The sequence below is a fragment of the Arthrobacter methylotrophus genome (genome assembly GCF_039539965.1).
GTDB classification, from domain to species: domain Bacteria; phylum Actinomycetota; class Actinomycetes; order Actinomycetales; family Micrococcaceae; genus Arthrobacter; species Arthrobacter methylotrophus.
The window spans coordinates 4137650-4157438 of the sequence record NZ_BAABED010000001.1 but is presented as its reverse complement, the minus strand read 5'-3'; the positions used below and the strand labels follow the sequence as shown (position 1 = coordinate 4157438).

The 19789-nt window shown below is 63.9% G+C and carries 19 protein-coding genes; 12 read left to right on the top strand and 7 right to left on the bottom strand.

The annotated features are described in order from the left end of the window. Positions 1 to 18: 18 nt before the first annotated feature. Positions 19 to 1761, bottom strand: a complete 1743-nt coding sequence (locus ABD884_RS21415; RefSeq protein WP_345055175.1) for a glycoside hydrolase family 13 protein — start codon at positions 1759 to 1761, stop codon at positions 19 to 21. 238 nt (positions 1762 to 1999) lie between these two features. Between ABD884_RS21415 and ABD884_RS21410 the strand changes: the two genes are divergently transcribed. The 5 genes from ABD884_RS21410 to ABD884_RS21390 all read left to right on the top strand — a co-directional run bounded on the left by ABD884_RS21410 (position 2000) and on the right by ABD884_RS21390 (position 6738). Then, entirely contained in the window at positions 2000 to 3280 is a 1281-nt protein-coding gene (locus tag ABD884_RS21410) for an ABC transporter substrate-binding protein (protein WP_345051556.1), read from the top strand. 86 nt (positions 3281 to 3366) lie between these two features. Then, positions 3367 to 4386 carry a carbohydrate ABC transporter permease gene (locus ABD884_RS21405; protein WP_028265659.1) on the top strand — a complete coding sequence of 340 codons (1020 nt, stop codon included), beginning with the start codon at positions 3367 to 3369 and terminating at the stop codon, positions 4384 to 4386. After that, on the top strand, positions 4383 to 5258 hold the full coding sequence (locus tag ABD884_RS21400) for a carbohydrate ABC transporter permease (RefSeq protein ID WP_028265660.1): 876 nt from the start codon (positions 4383 to 4385) through the stop codon (positions 5256 to 5258). Before ABD884_RS21405 ends, ABD884_RS21400 begins: the two co-directional genes overlap by 4 nt. Next, entirely contained in the window at positions 5255 to 5527 is a 273-nt protein-coding gene (locus ABD884_RS21395) for a hypothetical protein (RefSeq protein ID WP_345051549.1), read from the top strand. The genes ABD884_RS21400 and ABD884_RS21395 overlap by 4 nt, the downstream gene beginning before the upstream one ends. Positions 5528 to 5646: 119 nt before the next feature. Further along, entirely contained in the window at positions 5647 to 6738 is a 1092-nt protein-coding gene (locus ABD884_RS21390) for a LacI family DNA-binding transcriptional regulator (protein WP_345051547.1), read from the top strand. On the opposite strand, the gene ABD884_RS21385 is transcribed toward ABD884_RS21390, so the two are convergent. The 6 genes from ABD884_RS21385 to ABD884_RS21360 form a co-directional block, all read right to left on the bottom strand. After that, positions 6735 to 7604, bottom strand: coding sequence for a DUF8083 family protein (locus tag ABD884_RS21385; RefSeq protein WP_345051544.1), 870 nt, complete (start codon positions 7602 to 7604; stop codon positions 6735 to 6737). The genes ABD884_RS21390 and ABD884_RS21385 overlap by 4 nt on opposite strands. 50 nt (positions 7605 to 7654) lie before the next feature. Continuing rightward, positions 7655 to 8461 carry an exodeoxyribonuclease III gene (locus ABD884_RS21380; protein WP_345055167.1) on the bottom strand — a complete coding sequence of 269 codons (807 nt, stop codon included), beginning with the start codon at positions 8459 to 8461 and terminating at the stop codon, positions 7655 to 7657. Between the two features lie 64 nt (positions 8462 to 8525). Beyond that, the gene (locus ABD884_RS21375; protein ID WP_345051541.1) at positions 8526 to 9092 is read right to left on the bottom strand and encodes an HdeD family acid-resistance protein; all 567 of its coding nucleotides are present in this window, start codon (positions 9090 to 9092) and stop codon (positions 8526 to 8528) included. A gap of 147 nt (positions 9093 to 9239) precedes the next feature. Continuing rightward, positions 9240 to 10457, bottom strand: coding sequence for an acetyl-CoA acetyltransferase (locus ABD884_RS21370; RefSeq protein ID WP_345051536.1), 1218 nt, complete (start codon positions 10455 to 10457; stop codon positions 9240 to 9242). Then, positions 10454 to 11152: a CoA transferase subunit B gene (locus ABD884_RS21365; RefSeq protein WP_345051533.1), complete on the bottom strand. Its 699-nt coding sequence runs from the start codon at positions 11150 to 11152 to the stop codon at positions 10454 to 10456. The genes ABD884_RS21370 and ABD884_RS21365 overlap by 4 nt, the downstream gene beginning before the upstream one ends. A 26-nt stretch (positions 11153 to 11178) precedes the next feature. Then, positions 11179 to 11895 carry a CoA transferase subunit A gene (locus ABD884_RS21360; protein WP_345051530.1) on the bottom strand — a complete coding sequence of 239 codons (717 nt, stop codon included), beginning with the start codon at positions 11893 to 11895 and terminating at the stop codon, positions 11179 to 11181. Positions 11896 to 12116: 221 nt separating this feature from the next. Between ABD884_RS21360 and ABD884_RS21355 the strand changes: the two genes are divergently transcribed. From ABD884_RS21355 to ABD884_RS21325, 7 genes are all read left to right on the top strand, one after another. Then, entirely contained in the window at positions 12117 to 12911 is a 795-nt protein-coding gene (locus tag ABD884_RS21355) for an IclR family transcriptional regulator (protein ID WP_345051526.1), read from the top strand. A gap of 213 nt (positions 12912 to 13124) precedes the next feature. After that, complete coding sequence (locus ABD884_RS21350) at positions 13125 to 13781, top strand: fasciclin domain-containing protein (RefSeq protein ID WP_028265670.1); 657 nt, start codon at positions 13125 to 13127, stop codon at positions 13779 to 13781. Between the two features lie 85 nt (positions 13782 to 13866). Then, complete coding sequence (locus ABD884_RS21345; protein WP_345055162.1) at positions 13867 to 15243, top strand: cryptochrome/photolyase family protein; 1377 nt, start codon at positions 13867 to 13869, stop codon at positions 15241 to 15243. 232 nt (positions 15244 to 15475) lie between these two features. Next, positions 15476 to 16975: a CoA-acylating methylmalonate-semialdehyde dehydrogenase gene (locus tag ABD884_RS21340; protein WP_345051517.1), complete on the top strand. Its 1500-nt coding sequence runs from the start codon at positions 15476 to 15478 to the stop codon at positions 16973 to 16975. Continuing rightward, positions 16975 to 18021 carry an enoyl-CoA hydratase/isomerase family protein gene (locus tag ABD884_RS21335; RefSeq protein WP_345051513.1) on the top strand — a complete coding sequence of 349 codons (1047 nt, stop codon included), beginning with the start codon at positions 16975 to 16977 and terminating at the stop codon, positions 18019 to 18021. The genes ABD884_RS21340 and ABD884_RS21335 overlap by 1 nt, the downstream gene beginning before the upstream one ends. Further along, a complete protein-coding gene (gene mmsB, locus ABD884_RS21330) occupies positions 18014 to 18937 on the top strand; it encodes a 3-hydroxyisobutyrate dehydrogenase (protein ID WP_345051509.1) in 924 nt (307 codons plus the stop codon). The genes ABD884_RS21335 and mmsB overlap by 8 nt, the downstream gene beginning before the upstream one ends. Before the next feature lie 69 nt (positions 18938 to 19006). After that, complete coding sequence (locus ABD884_RS21325) at positions 19007 to 19786, top strand: enoyl-CoA hydratase (protein WP_345051498.1); 780 nt, start codon at positions 19007 to 19009, stop codon at positions 19784 to 19786. Positions 19787 to 19789 lie beyond the last annotated feature (3 nt).

The window sequence follows — 19789 nt, the reverse complement described above, 5'->3', positions numbered from 1 at the left end:
GCAACCGAAGGGCGGTCTTTACTGCTCGACAAGGTACGCCGCGCTATTCGGAGGAAGAGAAGCTCCGCCTGGGCCGCCGTCGCTGGAGAGTTCTACCCGACAAGCAGCCGGTATGGCGATAGGCGCCGTACCCATATTGGCCAGCACCAATACGTCCCGGTTGTGGAAGGCCAGAACTCCGTGGGCGGGATCGTGCTCTTCGGCCCATTGAAAGGTGCCTGAGCCCAGCCGGTGCGCCCGGCGAAATGCCAGGACCGAGCGGTAGAGCTCCAGGGTGGAGCCCTCGACGCCGGCCTGGAGGTCCGCGGCCAGCTCGCCGAACACTTCAGGCTGGGGGAGCCAAGGCGCCGCGGGCGTTTCGGTCCCAGCAGCGGGCGTTCCGGCCCCGGCCGTCTCCGAAAACCCGAAGCCAGGCTCAGCGGATTTCCAAGGCAGCGGGACCCTGCACCCATCGCGGCCCCTCTCCACGCCCTTGGTCCGGAAGAACGCGGGGTCTTGGCGCGCCTCGGCCGGCAAGGATGTGTGCTCCGGCAGTCCAAGTTCCTCACCTTGGTACAAGTAGGCCGAGCCTGGCAGGGCGAAAGACACCATGGAAGCGGCGCGAGCCCGAGCCAGACCAAGGGAAGCGTCGGGCTGTTCGTCCTCTGCCGCGATGCCCTTGGGGAAGGTTGTGGGATCGGCCAGCCCGAACCGGCTGGGGTGCCGGACGGTGTCATGGTTGCTCAGGACCCAGGTGGAGGGCGCCTCGACGGAGCCCGCGGCATCCAGCGAAGACTCGATTGCCTCAGCCATGCGCGCGGCGTCCCAGCCGGCCAGCAGGAAATCGAAGTTGAAAGCCTGGTGCATTTCGTCCTTGCGGACGTACCGGGCCAACCGCTCAGCGGGCTCAACCCAGGCTTCGGCAACCAGCATGCGGTCGCCGTCGTACTCGGCGAGGACCCGGTGCCACTCCCGGTAGATCTCGTGGACGCCGTCCTGGTCGAAGAAGGGCGACGGCGGGTCCAGGGGCGGCTTGACGTGGTGTTCGACGGCGGTGGCGACAGCTCCCGTAGCGGGCTCTGGCCCAGTGGCGAAGTGCGGGTGGGCCGTGTGCGGTTCGACGGCTTCGCTGTGGGCGCCGGGGGTGGCCACACCGCCCTCGACCATGGCGGTAGCGCCCTCCCAGTCGGGCAGGCCGGCTTCTTTGACCAGGCCGTGAGCAACATCCACCCGGAAGCCGTCAACGCCGCGGTCGAGCCAGAAGCGGAGTACCGATCGCATCTCTTCGTGGACCTCCGGGTTCTCCCAGTTGAGGTCCGGTTGTTTCGTATCGAACAGGTGCAGGTACCACTGGCCCGGGGTCCCGTCGTCGTTCGTCAGGCGAGTCCAGGCCGGGCCGCCAAAGATCGACTTCCAATTGTTCGGGGCCAGGGCGCCGTCGCCGGAGCCGGGCGCTGAGTCCTTGCCCGGGTGGAACATATAGCGCTCGCGTTCAGGGGAGCCGGGAGCGGCGTCGAGGGCTTCGCGGAACCAGGCGTGCTCGTCCGAGGTGTGGTTGGGGACGAGGTCGACTATCACCTTGATTCCCAGGCTGTGCGCCTTCTCCAACATGGAGTCAAAGTCATCCAAAGTGCCGAAGAGGGGGTCCACGGCCCGGTAGTCCGCGACGTCGTACCCGGCATCCGCTTGGGGTGACTTGTAGAACGGAGAAAGCCACACCGCATCTATGCCGAGCCCTTGCAAATATGGCAATTTCGCCGTGATTCCAGCAAGATCGCCCATTCCATCGCCGTTGGCATCGGCGAAAGAACGGGGATAAATCTGGTAAACGACGGCGCTGGCCCACCACGCTGAGTTGCTGGAACCGGGGGTTGGGACTGGGGAGTGCGGCACTGGATTCCTCTCGGAGACATTTTTTGTGTAAACGCTTGCATAACTAGCAGGAAGCTTACTAATGTGAGGCTCACCACATCAACCGCACTGCGGAAATACCTGGTCCACTCATTGAGGAGTTCCCAGCATGAACACACGCAAGTACCTTTTGCCGGCTGCTGTCGCCGGCGTGCTCGCCCTTTCCTTGTCCGCCTGTGGTGGCGGCGGGGGTGGCAGCACAGCCTCAAGCGGCGGAGATGCCGCAGCAAACCTCGACGGACGGGGTCCCATCACCTACGTCCAAGGCAAGGACAACAGCAACGTCGTCCGCCCGCTCGTCGATAAATGGAATGCCGCGCACCCGGACCAGAAGGTTACCTTCAAGGAACAGTCCGACCAGGCTGACCAGCAGCACGACGATTTGGTGCAGAACTTCCAGGCCAAGAACGCAAATTACGACGTCGTAGACGTGGACGTCATCTGGACCGCCGAGTTTGCAGCGAAGGGCTGGCTGCAGCCACTCACGGACAAGATGAGCATCGATACGTCCAAGATGCTGCCCGCCACGGTCAAGACGGCAACCTACAACAACACGCTCTTCGCGGCACCCCAGACCTCGGACGGCGGCATCCTCTTTTACCGCAAGGATTTGGTGCCAACCCCGCCCAAGACCTGGGACGAGATGATGAACATGTGCTCTATCGCCAAGCAGAACAACATCGACTGCTATGCGGGGCAGTTCGCCAAGTATGAAGGCCTCACCGTGAATGCGGCTGAAGCAATCAACTCGGCCGGCGGAACGATCGTTGGAGACGACGGCAAATCGACGGTGACCTCTGCTGCAGCCAAGGCGGGCCTTAACAACCTGGTCACGGCCTACAAGAACGGAAACATCCCCACGCAGGGCGTTACCTACCAGGAAGAACAGGGCCGGCAATCCTTCGAGGACGGCAAGCTCCTCTTCCTGCGCAACTGGCCTTACGTCTATAACCTCGCCAAGACGGACGGCTCGTCCAAGGTGAAGGACACCTTCGGCATGGCTCCGCTCCCGGGCAAGGACGGCCCCGGCGCCTCGTCCCTCGGTGGACACAACCTCGCAGTCAGCGTCTACTCGCAGCACAAAGCAACGGCGAAGGACTTCCTGACCTTCATGACCAGCGAAGAAACTGAAAAGTTCTACGCCACGCAGGGTTCGCTTGCCCCGGTGCTGGGTTCCCTGTACGACGATCCCACCCTGGTCCAGCAGCTGCCGTACCTTCCGGTGCTGAAGACCTCGATTCAGAATGCCGTGCCCCGTCCGGTCACGCCGTTCTACCCAGCAGTCACCAAGGCTATCCAGGACAATGCCTACGCTGCCATCAAGGGTGACAAATCCGTCGATCAGGCAATGACGGATATGGACACGGCCATCAACTCGGCCAGTCAGTAGCGACACCCCCAGTGCACCCCGGGCGGCTGGCGCTTTTCGCGACCGGCCGCCCGAGGCACACGCTATTTATTCCGGAAGGAGGGGAAATGTCCACCCTTGCGCAGCCTAAGAAGGCGCCAGAGACACCAAGCCCCAAAACCAAAAAAGTTCAAAAAGAAGTAGGACAGGACCGGGCGGCCACGTCTCAAGGCCGGTGGGCGTTCTGGTTGATTTCCCCCGCCTTGGTGTTGCTCGCAGTCGTCATCGTGTACCCGGTGGTCAACGCGATCATCATGGCATTCCAGAAGGACCAGGGCCTGGACCCGGTGACCAAGGTTTTCGTCCAGGGCGGCCCCGCCGGTCTTGATAACTTCGTCCACTGGCTGGCCCAGCAATGTGGCTCCGCAGCCTGTGCCCCCGGCACCCTTGGCTCCCAATTCTGGAGCGCCGTTGGTACAACATTCTTCTTCACTGTTGTCACCGTGGTGCTTGAGACTGTCCTCGGGTTCTGGATGGCCGTCATCATGGCGCGGAGCTTCCGCGGACGCAGCGCCCTTCGTGCAGCGGTCTTGGTGCCGTGGGCCATTCCTACGGCCGTGACCGCGAAGCTGTGGTTCTTCATCTTCGCTTTCGACGGAATCGCAAACAAACTGTTCGGAACGGCAATCCTCTGGACGGGCAGCGAATGGCCAGCGCGTTGGGCGATCATCATTTCCGACGTATGGAAGACGACGCCCTTCATGGCCCTGCTGATTTTGGCGGGCCTCCAGATCATCCCGGCCGAGGTGTATGAAGCCGCGAAGGTCGATGGAGCCTCGGCATGGCAGCGCTTCACCCAGATCACCTTGCCGCTGGTGAAGCCGGCGCTCATGGTGGCCGTGCTGTTCCGGGTTCTTGATGCACTGCGCATGTACGACCTTCCGGCCATCATGACCCAGGGCTCGAATGGCACAACGACGTTGTCGATTCTGGTGGTTGATCAGATCCGTCAGGGATTCAACTCGGCGGCGGCCTTGTCCACCATCACCTTCTTGATCATCTTCCTTGTGGCGTTCATCTTCGTTCGTTTCCTGGGAGCTAACGCAGTCGCCTCAGCAACACCCAAGACCAAGGGGCAAGACAAATGACCGCCGTGAGCTTTGACACCGCGCCCAAGACAGCTGCCCGACGGCGGGAACGCTGGGCGAACGGACGCACCTACATCAGCGCCATCTTGATCTTCATCTGGTGCTTGATTCCGTTCTACTGGATGATCGTGACCGCGTTCCGAGACGTGGGATACACCTTCGATTCGACGCCTTTCTTCACCCATGTCACGTGGGACAACTTCACCACGGTCTTTTCCGAGAACCTGGGGAACCACTTCGGCCGGAACCTCCTTAACTCGCTCTTCGTGGCCGGGGTGACCACCGTCATTGCCCTGCTCTTCGGGGTGTTTGCGGCATATGCGCTGTCCAGGCTCGAATTCCGCTTCAAGTTCCTCGTCCTCGGGTTCGTCCTCGGGGCTTCGATGTTCCCGGGTGTGGCCTTGGTGACGCCGTTGTTCCAGCTGTTCACCAACATCGGCTGGTACGGCACGTACCAGGCACTGATCATTCCCAACATCTCCTTTGTGCTGCCGTTGACTGTCTACACCCTGACGTCCTTCTTCCGGGAAATGCCGTGGGAACTGGAGGAATCAGCCCGAATTGATGGTTGCACCCAGGGGCAAGCATTCCGCAAGGTCATCATGCCGCTTGCCGCACCGGCCGTGTTCACCACAGCAATCCTGGCGTTTATCGCTTCCTGGAACGAGTTCCTTATTGCGAGCCAGCTGTCCAATGACCAAACTAAGACCGTCACGGTGGCCATCGCCTATTTCGCCGGCGCCCAGGCCCACCAAGAGCCGTACACCGCCGTCATGGCAGCTGGAACCGTCGTGACAATTCCACTCGTGATCCTGGTGCTGATCTTCCAGCGCAAGATCGTGGCAGGCCTGACAGCGGGCGCGGTCAAATGACGCAGACTCCGGACTCGGCCGGGCCGTCACTCCACGGCCCGGCCAAGGAGCAGCAGACCCGAGTGAAATCTGCGGAGGATTTCGACCTCGTGATAGGTTTTCTCGGCTTTTGGGCCTTGGTCCTCTTGGTCATCACCGTGGCCGCCGAACTCACAGCCCAGCCCGCACTGGGGTGGGCCCTGGGCCTGCTGGCAATATTGCTTGCCCTGTGGGGGATGTTTCGGCTCCGCCGGCGGCTCCCCGCGAGGACCACAAGACGCATCGGCTGAGCTGCGATCCGAAATAAATAGTGCGGAATCGGCGGCGGACCCCTCAGCGGAATACGCTGACTATCTGCCGTCTGGGAAGCAATCCCCGGCTTCCGCACGGATTCTTTGAGGGGGCTCGAGTGGCAAAAACGAGTGAACGGTCCCAGCGTGGCGGCCACACAGGAGTCAGCATTGAGGACGTGGCGCAGGCCGCGGGCGTTTCCACTGCAACGGTTTCGCGGGCAGTGCGGGGCCTTCCCCGCGTATCACCTGCTACGCGGGAAAAGATCCTGCGGGTCGCCGAGGAACTTGGGTATGTGGCGTCGCTGTCCGCTTCGGGATTGGCCACCGGCCGCACCAAAACCATCGGCGTCTTGGCCCCTTACGTGGACCGTTGGTTCTTCTTCAAGGCCATCGAGGGCGTAGACCGCGAGCTCCACGCCCGCGGCTACAACCTCTCCCTTTTCAACTTGGGTGGGCAGCGGGGAGCGCGGGAACGGCTCTTCAGCAAGACGATGGTCTACAAGCAGATCGATGCGCTCCTGGTCCTCTGCATGTCGCTGACACCCGAGGAAATCGCCGATCTTCAAAGGATCGACATCCCTTTGGTGATCGTCGGTGGCCCCGTGGAGGACTGCCCAAGCATCGGCATCGACGACTACGCCGCCTCCGTGGAAGCTACGATGCATCTGCTGAACCTCGGCCACCGGGAGATCGCGTTGCTCCACGGCCAAGACGACTCGGACTTGAACTTCACCGTGCCGCGGTTGCGCATTGACGGCTTCACCGATGCGATGACGAGTGCAGGCTGCTCCATGCCGCCGGAATGGGACATTTTCGGAAACTTCACGGTGGGTAGCGGCCAGGAAGCGTTCGAGGAGCTCTGGGGCAAACCCGGACGCAAGCCGACGGCAATCTTCTGCGCTTCTGATGAAATGGCCATGGGTGCCATGTTGCAGGCCCGCCGCCGCGGAGTCCGCGTACCGGAGGACTTGTCCATCATCGGCATCGACAACCATGAATTCTCCGAAGCCATGGGCCTCACCACAGTGGCGCAGGACCCTGTGGAACAAGCCCAGCTGGGCACTCGCATGTTGCTTGACGAATTGGCCGGCGCCACAGGCTCCGTACGGTCCATGAAAGCCCCCCACCGGCTGATCATCCGCGAATCCACGGCGCCGCCCCGCGCTCCGTGCGAGGAGTGCGGAGCAGCGGCCGAGGCCAAAAGCTAGGATGCCCTGGCCAGCTGCCTGATGGGGATCCAACGGGAAGCCAGCCTGCGGTAAGCCGCGGCCGCTCCCGTCATATCCCCCTCGGCCAAGCATTCGATGCCGAGCCGGACATCCATGGGCGACTCATCCGGGTAAACCTTGTCCGCCACGGCGCCGTAATCCAGCTCGACCATTGACTGGGCATGGAACGATTCGAGCCATTCGGTGAGCTGGGTGAGGTCGTCCAGCATGTCCAGGTCCGGGGCGGCGAGGGCGAGGTTGGCCACTGCGAAGCGTGCCCGGTCCAGGGCATCCGTGAGTGAGGCCCAGACCCTGACCGTGAGGATGCGGCCACCGGATTCCACGACGTCCTTGCGGTCTGACTCCTGGAAGAGCGAGAACCAGCTGAAGGGAATGCCCCACGTGGAGGCCCTTGTGTGCACGCGTTTCGCGTCGTGACTGGCGTTGATGCGGTCGATTCGAGCCTGATGTCGGTCGCGCTGGTTCACGGGGATGAGCAGGTCCGCGAGCGGTCCGTGGATACCCTCCATGAGGGCGTTGGCCGCCAAGCCCGCCCGGATGACCAGTTGACTGGGGCAGTAAAGCAGCCGCCCGTCGTCGGGATCGTTGGGGTCTCCGGAAGGAACCCGCGTGATGCGGACCAGATCGGTGCTGCCGGTAGGGAAGGGATCCCCGCCCTTGCGGGTGACACGTCCAAGCGACGCGAGCAGCTCGGCGTTTTCGACGGCGGCACGCGAACCGCTGCGGGTACCGCTCGCCACGAGTTGCTTCCGTTGGTCCTCCGGGAAGGCTTCGAGCGGTTCGTAGACGCGCAGGGCTGAAGAGAAGGGCAGCCCAGCCTGATTCCCGTACAGCTTTCCGCTCATCGCGGGCCCGCCTCCTCCATTGATTGCTACTGCTCAGTGATTGCTATTGCTCAGTCCGAAAGCTCCACGATCACGGGAGCGTGGTCCGAAGCACCTTTGCCCTTGCGCTCCTCGCGGTCAATCGAGGCGCCGGTGACGCGGGTGGCCAGTGCGGGGGAGGCCATGACGAAGTCGATCCGCATGCCCTCCTTCTTGGGGAAGCGCAGCTGCGTGTAGTCCCAATAGGTGTAGACACCTGGGCCGGGAGTATAAGGGCGGACGACGTCGGTGAAACCGGCCGCTTCGAAAGCGCGGAATGCTTCGCGCTCGGGTTCGCTGACGTGCGTGAGCGCGTTCGCCCGGAAGAAGTCCATGTCCCAGACATCGTCATCCAACGGCGCGATATTCCAGTCGCCCATGAGGGCCACCTGCGCATCGGGATTCTCAGTGACCCAGCTGGCGGCATGGCCCTTCAGGGTGTCGAGCCATTTCAGCTTGTACGGCATGTGCTCGTCGTCCAGGGCGCGGCCGTTGGGAACGTACAGGCTCCATACTCTGACGCCGCCGCACGTCGCGCCGATTGCGCGGGCTTCCTGGATAGGATCCTTGCCGGCTTTTCCGAAGGCGGGCTGGTCGACAAAGGTGCGTTCGACGTCGTCGAGCCCTACACGGGAAGCGATCGCCACGCCGTTCCATTGGCTTAGACCGAAGTGGGCAACCTCGTAGCCCATGCGCTCGAAGAGCTCCCAAGGGAAGTTTTCGTCCTTGCACTTGGTTTCCTGCATGGCGAGGACGTCGCAATCACTGCGCTGCAGCCAAGCCTCTACGCGGTCGGCACGTGCGCGGAGCGAGTTCACATTCCAAGTAGCTATCTTCACAGCCACTAACTTACCGAACTTGGGACCCAGCGCATCCCCTCGCACCGGATTGCTCCCGGAAGGGCTAGTGGGCAGGAACCATGGACGACGTGCCCAGCCTGCGGAGCTTGATGCCAGAGGCGATCAACAGCACCCCGCTGACCGCAGCGTATGTCGCGAGAAGCGCCACCACGCCCAGGAACCCGGCGCCTGGATTGACCAGCACAAAAAGCCCAAACACGGTGGTGATCAGCCCCGTCAACAACCAGACCAACCAGGCCCTGATGGTGGTCCTGACGTCCATCGCAAGGATGATTTGCGATACGCCCAGGATCAGGGCCCATGCTCCGATGAGGACCCCGAGCGCCGCGGCCGTGATGCCCGGCCACGAAACTGCCACGAGGCCAACCGCTACGGAAACGACGCCGCCGATCATGCTCCAGCGGGAGTGGCGTTCAGGATCGTAGAAGTAGTGGGCCATGTTGGTAAGCCCGTCGGTGATGGCGTAGACGCCGAACACGTAGACAAGGGCAAAGACCGTTGCGATCGGCAAGGAAGCAACCAGGAAGCTCAAGAGAAGGGCCAAGGCTCCCCGGAAGATGAGGGCCGTTCCGGAATGCTGAAACAACTTGCGTCCTGCAGTGTCGGACATAGGGTCAGTGTAGACCCGTGCCGGTGGCTGGTGAAGTGGTCGCTGAAACTCCCCACCTTTGGACTTGGACCCAGACGGCGGACCGCGTCATTACGCAGGCCGCCGTCGGCGTCGGTGTCAAAAGCGGGGAGTTTCAGCGGGCATCCGCTAGACAGATTCCAAAACGGAGACGTAGTTGGCGATGCCCACGCCGCCCATGTTCTGCACGGCGCCGCGGCGGGCGTTGGGCAGTTGCATGGCGCCGGCGGTGCCCGTGAGCTGCATGGCGGCGATGACGTGTTGGGAGACGCCGGTGGCGCCGACGGGGTGGCCTTTGGCTTTGAGGCCGCCGGAGACGTTGATGGGCAGCTTCCCGTCCTTGTAGACCCAGCCTTCGTGCACGGCCCGGGCGCCTTCTCCGCGGGGCGTCAGTCCCATGGCTTCATACATGATGAGTTCGGCGATGGTGAAGCAGTCGTGCACTTCGGCGAAGTCCAGTCCGTCGATCGCGACGCCGGCCATCCCCAGGGCGCGTTCCCAGGAGACACGGGTGGCGGCGAACTCCGTGGGGTCGCGGCGCTCGACCGGGAAGAAGTCGTTCGCATGCCCGAATCCCGCCAGCCGTACCGGTTCAGTGGCAGCGCCCGACGCCGGGCCTGTAGTGAGCACGAGGGCGGCGGCGCCGTCGGACACGGGGGAGCAGTCGGTGCGGCGGAGCGGTTCGGCGACCATGGGGTTTTTCTCGGAAATGGTCCGGCAGAACTCCTCGCCGAAGTCCCGGTGCATCTGGGCGTAGGGGTTGTCCATGCCGTTGTGGTGGTTCTTGGCGGCGATGGAACCCAGGACGTCGCCCAGGCCTCCGGCAAAACCAGCACCGCTCAGGGTTGCGCCGTAGCGCTTGTGGTAGTGCTTGGCTACCTCGGCGAACAGTCCGGTGAAGCCGGTGGTGGAGGCCTTGCCGGCCATTTCGTAGGAGGCACCCAGGAGTGCTGCTCCTACGACGTCGGCGCCGGCGTCGGTCATCTTTTCGGCGCCGATCACCAACACGTTGCGAGCGGTCCCGGCGAGCACGGCTTTCACGCCCTGCTGGAACGCGGCCGAGCCCGAGGCACAGGCGTTTTCGGTTCTCGTTGCGGGCACGTTGGCCAGTTCCCCGGACAACTGCAGGGCCAGGGAGGACGGGAAGCCCAGGGGGTGCATGCCGGAGTTGAACTGGCCGAGGTAGATCTCGTCGATGTCCCGCGGCTCAAGGCCGGAGTTCCGGATGGCTTCGGCGGACACCTGGACGATCAGGGATTCCAGCGTCTCGTCCGTGAGTTTGCCGAACTTGCTGTGTCCCCATCCGGTGAGGAGGACATCTTTGCCGAACTGGTCTCGCAGGCTCATGCCAGTGTTCCTTCCAAAACAGTTCCTTCCAACGCTGGGGTGGTTTCCAACGCGAGCTCGAATGCCGCCTCGGTTTTTTCGCGGAGTTCCTCGATGGTGACGCCGGGGGCGAGGCGGGTGAGGTTGAGCTGCCGCCCGCCGTCGTCATCCTTGAACAGATCGAACACCGCGAGGTCGCTGATGATCCGGTCCACCACGCCCAGGCCGGTCAGCGGCAGGGTGCATTCGGTGACGATTTTGGCTGTCCCGTCCTTGGCGTTGTGTTCGGTGAGGACCACCACGCGCGGTGTCCCGGCGACCAGATCCATGGCTCCGCCCATGCCCTTGACCATCTTGCCGGGGATGGTCCAGTTGGCAAGGTCGCCGTTTCCGGCGACCTGCATGGCGCCCAGGATGGCGACCTTGACGTGTCCGCCGCGGATCATGCCGAAAGACGTGGCGGAGTCGAAGATGCTGCCGCCGGGCAGGACCGTGACGGTCTGCTTGCCGGCGTTGATGAGGTCGGCGTCTTCCTCGCCTTCATAGGGGAACGGGCCCATGCCGAGGAGACCGTTCTCGCTTTGCAGGACAACCCGCACGCCCTCGGGCAGGTTGTTAGCCACGAGGGTCGGGATGCCGATGCCGAGGTTGACGTAGTCGCCATCGTGGAGTTCTTCGGCTGCGATGGCGGCCATTTCGTCGCGGGTCCATGCCATGGTGTTGCTCCTTTGCTGGTGGGTGCTTAGACGGTCAGGGCTTCCGGGCGGGGCCGGACGGTGCGCTGTTCGATGTCCTTGGTACGGCTGCTCGCCTGGACCAGCCGTTGGACGTACACGCCGGGGGTCACGATGTGGTTGGGGTCCAATTCTCCGGGCTGCACGATCACCTCGGCCTCCGCGATGGTCACGGTTCCGGCCGTCGCCACCACGGGGTTGAAGTTCCTGGCCGTGTAGCGGTAGATCAGGTTCCCGTCCGTGTCCGCGGTGTGCGCGTGGACCAGGGCGACGTCGGCCACGATCCCGCGCTCCTGGACGTAGGTCACGCCGTCGAACTCTTCCAAAGGTTTGCCTTCGGCAACCAAGGTCCCGACGCCGGTCCGGGTGTAGAAGGCGGGGATGCCGGCACCGCCGGCGCGGAGCCGCTCGGCGAGGGTGCCCTGGGGTGCGAACTCAACCTCGAGCCGGCCGGAAAGGTACTGCTCGGCGAAGAGCTTGTTTTCGCCCACGTACGAGGCGATGACCTTGCGGACCTGGCCGGCTTCGATGAGGACGCCCAGGCCCTTGCCGTCGATGCCCATGTTGTTGGAGACCACCGTCAGGTCTTTCACGCCCGCACCGCGGACGGCGTCGATCAGGTCCGCGGGGATACCGCTGAGCCCGAAACCTCCGACGGCGATCGTCTGGCCGTCACGCAGCACGTCCCGCAGGGCCTCGGCTGCGCCGGGTTGGATTTTGGCCATGGCTTTGTCCTCGTCTTTGAGTGGTTTGGGAATGCGGAGCTATCCACTTTGTGGACAGGCTGCCGGGTGCATCGTCTGGTAAGTCGTCTGAGAATGGAGCTTATGGCGGTCCAGTCCGGTCGGTCAACGGGCTGGTGGGGCAGCGGGTGCTGCCATTGCACAGTGTGGACGGTAGTCTCTGAAGTGTCCACATTGTGGAGGAATTCTTTGAAGGGGGAATCATGTCACCGATTCAGCAGCCACAACGCACGCCTGTCCAGGGTGCCCAGGTGGTGGGCCGGGTTGCCGCACTGCTGCGGCTCGTGGGGCGCAAAACGGAGGGCATGTCCATTGCTGGCCTGGTCCGCGAGTCCGGACTGACGCGCCCCACGGTGCACCGCTTGCTCGCATCCCTCGCGGCCGAAGGCCTGCTGGACCACGATCAGCGGACCGGCAACTGGATCCTGGGACCGGAGATCTTCCTGCTGGGGTCCGTGGCTGCGGCCCGGTTCCCGTTGGAAGACTTGGCCCGGCCCAGCCTGCGTCGCTTGGCCGAGGAAAGCGGGGAAAGCGCGTTCTATTCCATCCGGCGGGGCCACGAAACTGTGTGCGTGCTCCGGGAAGAAGGAAGCTTTCCGGTGCGCTCTTTCGTGTTGCATGAAGGTGTCAGGTTCCCCCTCGGAGTGGCGTCGGCCGGCACGGCGATCATGGCGTTCCTTCCGGAAGATGAGCAGGAAACGATCCTGTCGGTTTGGGAACGGCATGCTGGCGATTTCGCTAACGGCCACACCGAGAGTGTGGTTCGCCGGAACCTTGAGCAGACCCGCTTGGCCGGGTACTCGGTGAATCCCGGCTTGGTTCTTGAAGGCAGTTGGGGGATGGGGGCCGCCGTTTTCGACCCACTGGGAAGGCCCATCGGCGCGTTGTCCCTCACCGGCATCGAACCGCGGTTCCGTCCCGAGCGCCAGGAATTCCTCGGCAAGCTGCTGTTGGAAGAAGCCCACCGGATGAGCTCCGCAAGAACCGACCACCTTTGAGCCGCAACGTTGGCACCCAGGCCGCCGTCCGGCGTCGGGCGCTTCCAAAAGCGGTCGGTTGTTGAGGGGCTCCCAAATGATTTTCAAAATTCACCCATCCACCCGGCCCGCACCTCCGAATAGCTGGCATAAGGACTTACCCCACAAGGGCGAAGTGCTTTCACGCCGGAAACGACCGGCACCGAATGTCAGTCCGTTTGAAGGAGAAATGTCATGCTTTCTACAAAGCGCACGTCTTTTGCGATCGCCGGCCTCGCCGCTTCCGCCCTGCTGGGCCTCACTGCTTGTGGCGGTTCGGCCAGCTCCTCGCAGTCCTCGGCTCCCGCTGCCACCACCATGGCTGCGACCCCCTCGGCCAGTGCTGCGATGGACCCGGCCCGCGACCTGGTGGGACCTGGTTGCGCAGGCTACGCCGCCCAGGTTCCCAGCGGTGCGGGTTCGGTTACCGGAATGGCTGCCGACCCGGTCGCCGTCGCCGCGTCCAACAACCCGCTACTCAAGACTCTCACCGCCGCCGTGTCCGGCAAGTTGAACCCAAAGGTGAACCTGGTGGACACGCTCAACGGTAGCCAGTTCACAGTTTTCGCTCCTGTGGACAGCGCCTTCGCCAAGATCCCCGCCGCGACCATCGACAGCCTCAAGACCGACGACGCGCTCCTCAGCAAGATCCTCACCTACCACGTCATTCCCGGCCAGCTGACTCCGGACCAGATCGTCGGTACCCACAAGACGGTTGAGGGAGACTCGGTGACGGTCACCGGAACCAAAGACGCGCTCAAGGTTGACGGAGGGTCCGCCGTGATCTGCGGCGGCGTCCACACTGCCAACGCGACGGTGTACTTGGTTGACAGCGTCCTGATGCCCAAGTAAATCTCCGGCCTTTGTGCACAGCTCATGCCCCTTAGGATTCGTCGTAAGGGGCATGAGCTGTGCGCAAAATCTTGAAGGGAACGATGTGAAGCCGTCAATCGTGTGGTTTCGGGACGACTTACGCGTCACCGACAACCCAGCGCTGCGGGCAGCGGTCGACGACGGAGCCGCCGTCGCACTCTATGTCCTTGACGAGGAATCGCCGGGCATCAGGCCACTTGGCGGCGCCGCCCGCTGGTGGCTGCACCATTCCCTCCTTTCCCTTCGCGAAGAACTCGCCACGCTGGGCGTGCCGCTCTTGCTGCGCCGCGGGCCGGCCGCCGTCGTCGTGCAGGAAACCGCGACGGCGCTCGGTGCGGGCGCGTTGTATTGGAACCGGCGGTACGGCGAGGCAGAGCGAATGCTCGACGCCGGCATCAAGACTTCGGCTCGCGGGTCCGGGATGCATTCGGAGAGTTTTCAAGCCTCGTTGCTGCACGAACCGTGGGCCGTCACAACGAAGCAAGGCGGACCTTTCAAGGTCTTCACGCCCTTCTGGCGAACCGTGTCCGGACTGGATTTCCGGGAGCCGCTGGATTCTCCGGAACCGGGCCAGGGCTTCTTCGGGTGGCTCCCTGAGTCCGAGGAATTGGACACTTGGGGATTGTTGCCGCGGAACCCCGATTGGTCTGCAGGACTTGCGGAAAGCTGGCAACCGGGTTCGGCGCAGGCTCACGAGTTCCTCGGTGACTTCGTGGAGCACGGATTGGCGGACTATTCGGTGAACCGGGACCGTCCGGACCTGCCCGGCAGCAGCCGTTTGTCACCCTTCTTGCGCTGGGGGCAACTCAGCCCCTTCGAGGTGTGGCACGCCCAGCAGCGCCGACGCCGGGAACTGGGCGACGCCGTCTTCGCCGCGGAACTGGGTTGGCGTGAATTCTGCTGGCACCAATATTTTCATCACCCCGATCTGGCGACGGCCAATTTGCGGCCTGGGTTCGACCACTATCCTTGGGCCTGGCCGGGTGGTCAGGGCGCAGGCGCCCACGAAACTGCCACCACGCTCCTGCACGCATGGCGGGAAGGCCGCACCGGGTTCCCCCTGGTGGACGCCGGCCAGCGGCAATTGTGGCATACGGGATGGATGCACAACCGGGTCCGGATGGTATCCGCGAGCCTTCTGGTAAAGAACCTCGGCATCCACTGGCAACTGGGCGAGCAATGGTTCTGGGACACGCTGGTGGACGCCGATCCTGCCTCGAATCCCGCGAACTGGCAGTGGGTAGCCGGTTCCGGTGCGGACGCCTCGCCGTTCTTCAGGATCTTCAACCCGGAGACCCAGGCTGCGAAATTCGATGCCCACGGCAGCTATGTTGGCCAGTGGATAACGGAACTGGGCACTCCGGACTATCCTGAGCCGGTGGTGGACCTCAAGGCCTCGCGCCGGGAGGCTCTGGACGCATACAGCACCCTGACGCACTGAAACCAACCACCAGGATCTACCACCTTTGTCGCCGGCACAGACCGGAACGTCCGCACAGAATGCGGGTTCCGGCGTCGGGCGTTCCCGTATGTGGTCGGTTGTGGAGGTCGCGGCAGACCCCTAGAAATTAGTAGGAAGTCCGAGTATATTCGGTGCAAAGACCCCGGGGCACAGTTGGACATGTGCCTTCGAGGCTGATGGCGGGTATTCCCCCTATGCAAAGGAGCATTCCATGGTGCGCGAACTTTCCCACTACATTGACGGCCAAAGGGTCGACGGGACCTCTCCACGATTCAGCGACGTCTACAATCCCTGCACGGGCGAGGTGCAGGCCAGGCTTCCTTTGGCCAGCGCCGATGAGGTGCGGACCGCCATTGCCAACGCGGAAAAGGGCCAGCTCGAATGGGCCGCCATGAACCCGCAACGCCGCGGCCGGATCCTGCTGAAGTTCGTGGACCTGGTCAACGAGCACATGGACGAACTCGCCACGCTCCTCTCCTCGGAGCACGGCAAGACCTTCCCCGATGCCAAGGGCGATATCCAACGAGGCATTGAAGTGGTGGAGTTCGCCGCCGGTGCACCGCACCTCCTGAAGGGCGAATTCTCGGACAGCGCCGGAACCGGAATCGACGTCCACTCGCTGCGCCAGCCGCTCGGCGTGGTCGCGGGCATCACGCCTTTCAACTTCCCGGCCATGATTCCCCTCTGGAAGTCCGGCCCCGCGCTCGCTGCCGGGAACGCCTTCATCCTCAAGCCTTCGGAGCGCGACCCTTCGGTGCCACTGCGCCTGGCCGAGCTCTTCACCGAGGCGGGATTGCCGAACGGCGTCTTCAACGTCATCAACGGCGACAAGGAAGCCGTGGACACCCTCCTTGAGGACCCGCGTGTGAAGGCCATCGGCTTTGTCGGATCTACACCGATCGCCCAGTACATTTACGCTACGGCTGCGGCTCACGGCAAGCGCGCCCAGTGCTTCGGCGGCGCCAAGAACCACATGGTGATCATGCCCGACGCCGATCTCGACATGGCCGCGGACGCGCTCATCGGCGCCGGCTTCGGTTCCGCCGGCGAACGTTGCATGGCCATCTCGGTGGCCGTGCCGGTTGGCCAAGAGACGGCCGACCAGCTCGTCTCCAAGCTGCACGACCGCATCAACGACCTGAAGGTGGGGCCGAGCCTTGCCAGCGACTCGGACTTCGGCCCTGTGGTGGCAGCCTCCGCGAAACATCGGATCGAGGGTTACATCCAGGCGGGCGTTGACCAAGGCGCCACGCTTGTCACCGACGGGCGCGGACTCAAGGTTGACGGCTACGAGGGCGGTTTCTGGGTTGGCCCGACGCTGTTCGACAACGTCACGAAGGACATGTCCATCTATAAGGAGGAGATCTTCGGCCCGGTCCTGAGCGTCCTCCGCGCCTCCGACTACGAAGAAGCGCTGCGCCTCTGCTCCGAGCACGAATTCGGCAACGGCGTCGCGATCTTCACTCGTGACGGTGACGCCGCCCGCGACTTCGCGAGCCGCGTCGAAGTAGGCATGGTGGGCATCAACGTCCCCATTCCCGTGCCGATCGCCTATTACACCTTCGGCGGCTGGAAGGCCTCGGGCTTTGGCGACCTCAACCAGCACGGCGCGGACGCCTTCCGCTTCTACACCAAGACCAAGACCGTCACCACCCGTTGGCCCTCGGGCATTCGCCAGGGCGCCAGCTTCGTGATGCCGGCCGGCAGCTAATGGCCGAGGTCCTTTTCGAGAAACGCGGCCACCTCGGCGTCGTCACCCTGAACCGGCCCCAGGCCGTCAACGCCCTCACCTCCGGCATGGTGCACGCCATGCTGGAGCAACTCACCGCCTGGGCGGACGACGACGCCGTCAAGACCGTTTTGGTGCGCGGCGCCGGAGACCGCGGACTGTGCGCAGGTGGAGACATCGTGGCGATCTACGACGACATGCTGCGCCACGGGGACCAGACCGCCGATTTCTGGGCCGCGGAGTACCGCTTGAACTCGCTCATTTCCCGGTACCCGAAGCCCTACGTGGCTTTCATGGACGGGCTGGTCCTCGGCGGCGGCGTCGGGATCTCCGCCCACGGCTCCGTCCGCGTGGTCACCGAGCGGACCCGTACCGGGATGCCGGAAACCACCATTGGCTTTGTGCCCGACGTCGGCGGGACCCTGCTGCTCTCCCGCTCACCGGGCGAGTCGGGAACCCACGCGGCGCTCACCGGAGCCCATCTGAGCGGGGCCGATGCCTTGTTCCTGGGGCTGGCGGACCACTTCGTACCGTCCGAAAGCCTCCCCGCGCTGGCGGAAGCGCTGGAAAGCTCGACGGCGGAGGCCGCCGTCGAGCGCTTTGTGCAGGAACCGCCGGCCTCTGGTTTGGAAGCCCAGCGCGAGTGGATCGATGACGCCTATGCTGCCGACGACGCCGAGGAAATCGTCGGCAGGCTGCGCGCCGCCGGTGGGGAAGCCGCCGCAGCCGCGGAAACCATCGTGGCAAAATCGCCCACGGCCGTGAAAGTCACGCTGGAATCGTTGCGGCGTGTCCGGGGACTCTCCCTCGAGGAAGCCCTGGAACAGGAGTACCGTGTTGGCCTGCGGTGCCTGACCGGGGCTGACTTCCGGGAGGGGATCCGCGCCCAAGTGGTGGACAAGGACCGCAAGCCACAGTGGAAGCCGGCTTCCCTGGCCGAGGTGTCGCCGGCCGCCGTCGCGGGCTTCTTCGCGCCGCTCGGCGACCGTGAACTCAAACTTCATTCAAAGGAGTCCGACCATGTCTGAAAACGCAGCTTCCGGCACCATCGCTTTCCTCGGCCTCGGCCACATGGGCGGCCCCATGGCCGTGAACCTTGTCAAAGCGGGTCATCAAGTGGTTGCATACGATCCGGTTCCGGCAGCGCTGGAGGCGGCTCGTGAACACGGCATTGCCACGGTGGAATCCGCCGGGGAAGCCGTTGCCGGCGCCTCTGTGGTCCTGACCATGCTGCCGAGCGGCAAGCACGTGTTGGACGCTTACCGGGGAGCGGACGGAGCGCCGGGCCTGCTCTCGCTTGCGGCGCCGGACACGCTGTTCCTGGACTGCTCCACCATCAACGTCGACGAGGCCCGGGAGGCCGCGGCCATTGCTTTGGAAGCCGGCCACCGTTCCGTGGACGCGCCCGTGTCCGGCGGTGTGGTGGGTGCCGAGGCCGGAACCCTGACCTTCATGGTGGGGGCCTTGCGCGAGGACTTCGACACCGTGAAACCGATCCTGGAGCTCATGGGCCGGAGGATCGTGCACTGCGGGGACCACGGTGCCGGGCAGGCCGCCAAGGTCTGCAACAACATGATCCTGGGCATCTCCATGATCGCCGTCAGCGAGGCATTCGTGCTCGGCGAGAAGCTGGGTCTCACGCACCAGGCCCTGTTCGACGTCGCCTCCAACGCCTCGGGACAATGCTGGGCGCTGACCACCAACTGCCCCGTTCCAGGACCGGTCCCTACCAGCCCGGCCAATCGCGACTACCAACCGGGATTCGCCGGAGCGCTCATGGCGAAGGACCTCCGGCTCGCAGTCAACGCGCTCGAGAGCACCGGAGTAGACGGACAGATGGGGCACTTGGCATCGCAGATTTACGACGCTTTCGCAGCCGAGGGTGGCGCCGGGCGCGACTTCTCCGGCATCATCACGGACATTCGGGACAAGTCCGCCAAGTAGCCTTGGCGGACTTTCCCGTGCAACCTTGAGCAACCGACTATCTTGAACAACTGACAAAAGGGGCACGGCTTGGCGCAGCAGTACGAAAACATCCTGGTGGAACTCCGTGGACGCGTGGGCCTGGTGACCCTGAACCGGCCCAAGGCGCTGAATGCATTGAACAAGGCCACGATGGATGAGCTCGTGGCAGCCGTCTCCGCCATGGACGCCGACCCCGCCGTGGGCGCCGTGGTGATCACTGGCTCCGGGAAGGCCTTCGCGGCCGGCGCCGACATCAAGGAGATGGCATCCAAGGGGTACATGGACATGTACGCCGACGACTGGTTCCGGGGCTGGGAAGACTTCACGCGCTTGCGCATTCCCGTGATTGCCGCGGTGTCCGGTTTTGCCCTGGGCGGTGGCTGCGAACTGGCTATGATGTGCGATCTCATCATTGCCGGGGATAACGCCAAGTTCGGCCAGCCGGAGATCAACCTTGGTGTCATTCCCGGCATGGGTGGCTCGCAGCGGCTGACCCGTGCCGTGGGCAAGGCCAAAGCAATGGACATGGTCCTCACTGGGCGGTTCATGGATGCCGATGAGGCCGAGCGCGCAGGACTCGTTTCCCGCGTCGTCCCGGCAGATGCCGTCGTGGAAGAAGCCCTCGGGGCCGCTGAGGTCATCGCCTCCAAGTCCAAGCCGGTTGCCATGGTTGCCAAGGAGGCCGTCAACGCCGCGTTTGAAACCGGGCTGTCCCAGGGCGTGTTGTTTGAGCGTCGAATCTTCCACTCATTATTCGCCACCGAGGACCAGAAGGAAGGCATGTCCGCGTTCACCGAGAAGCGCCAGCCGGAGTTCAAGCACCGCTGAGCC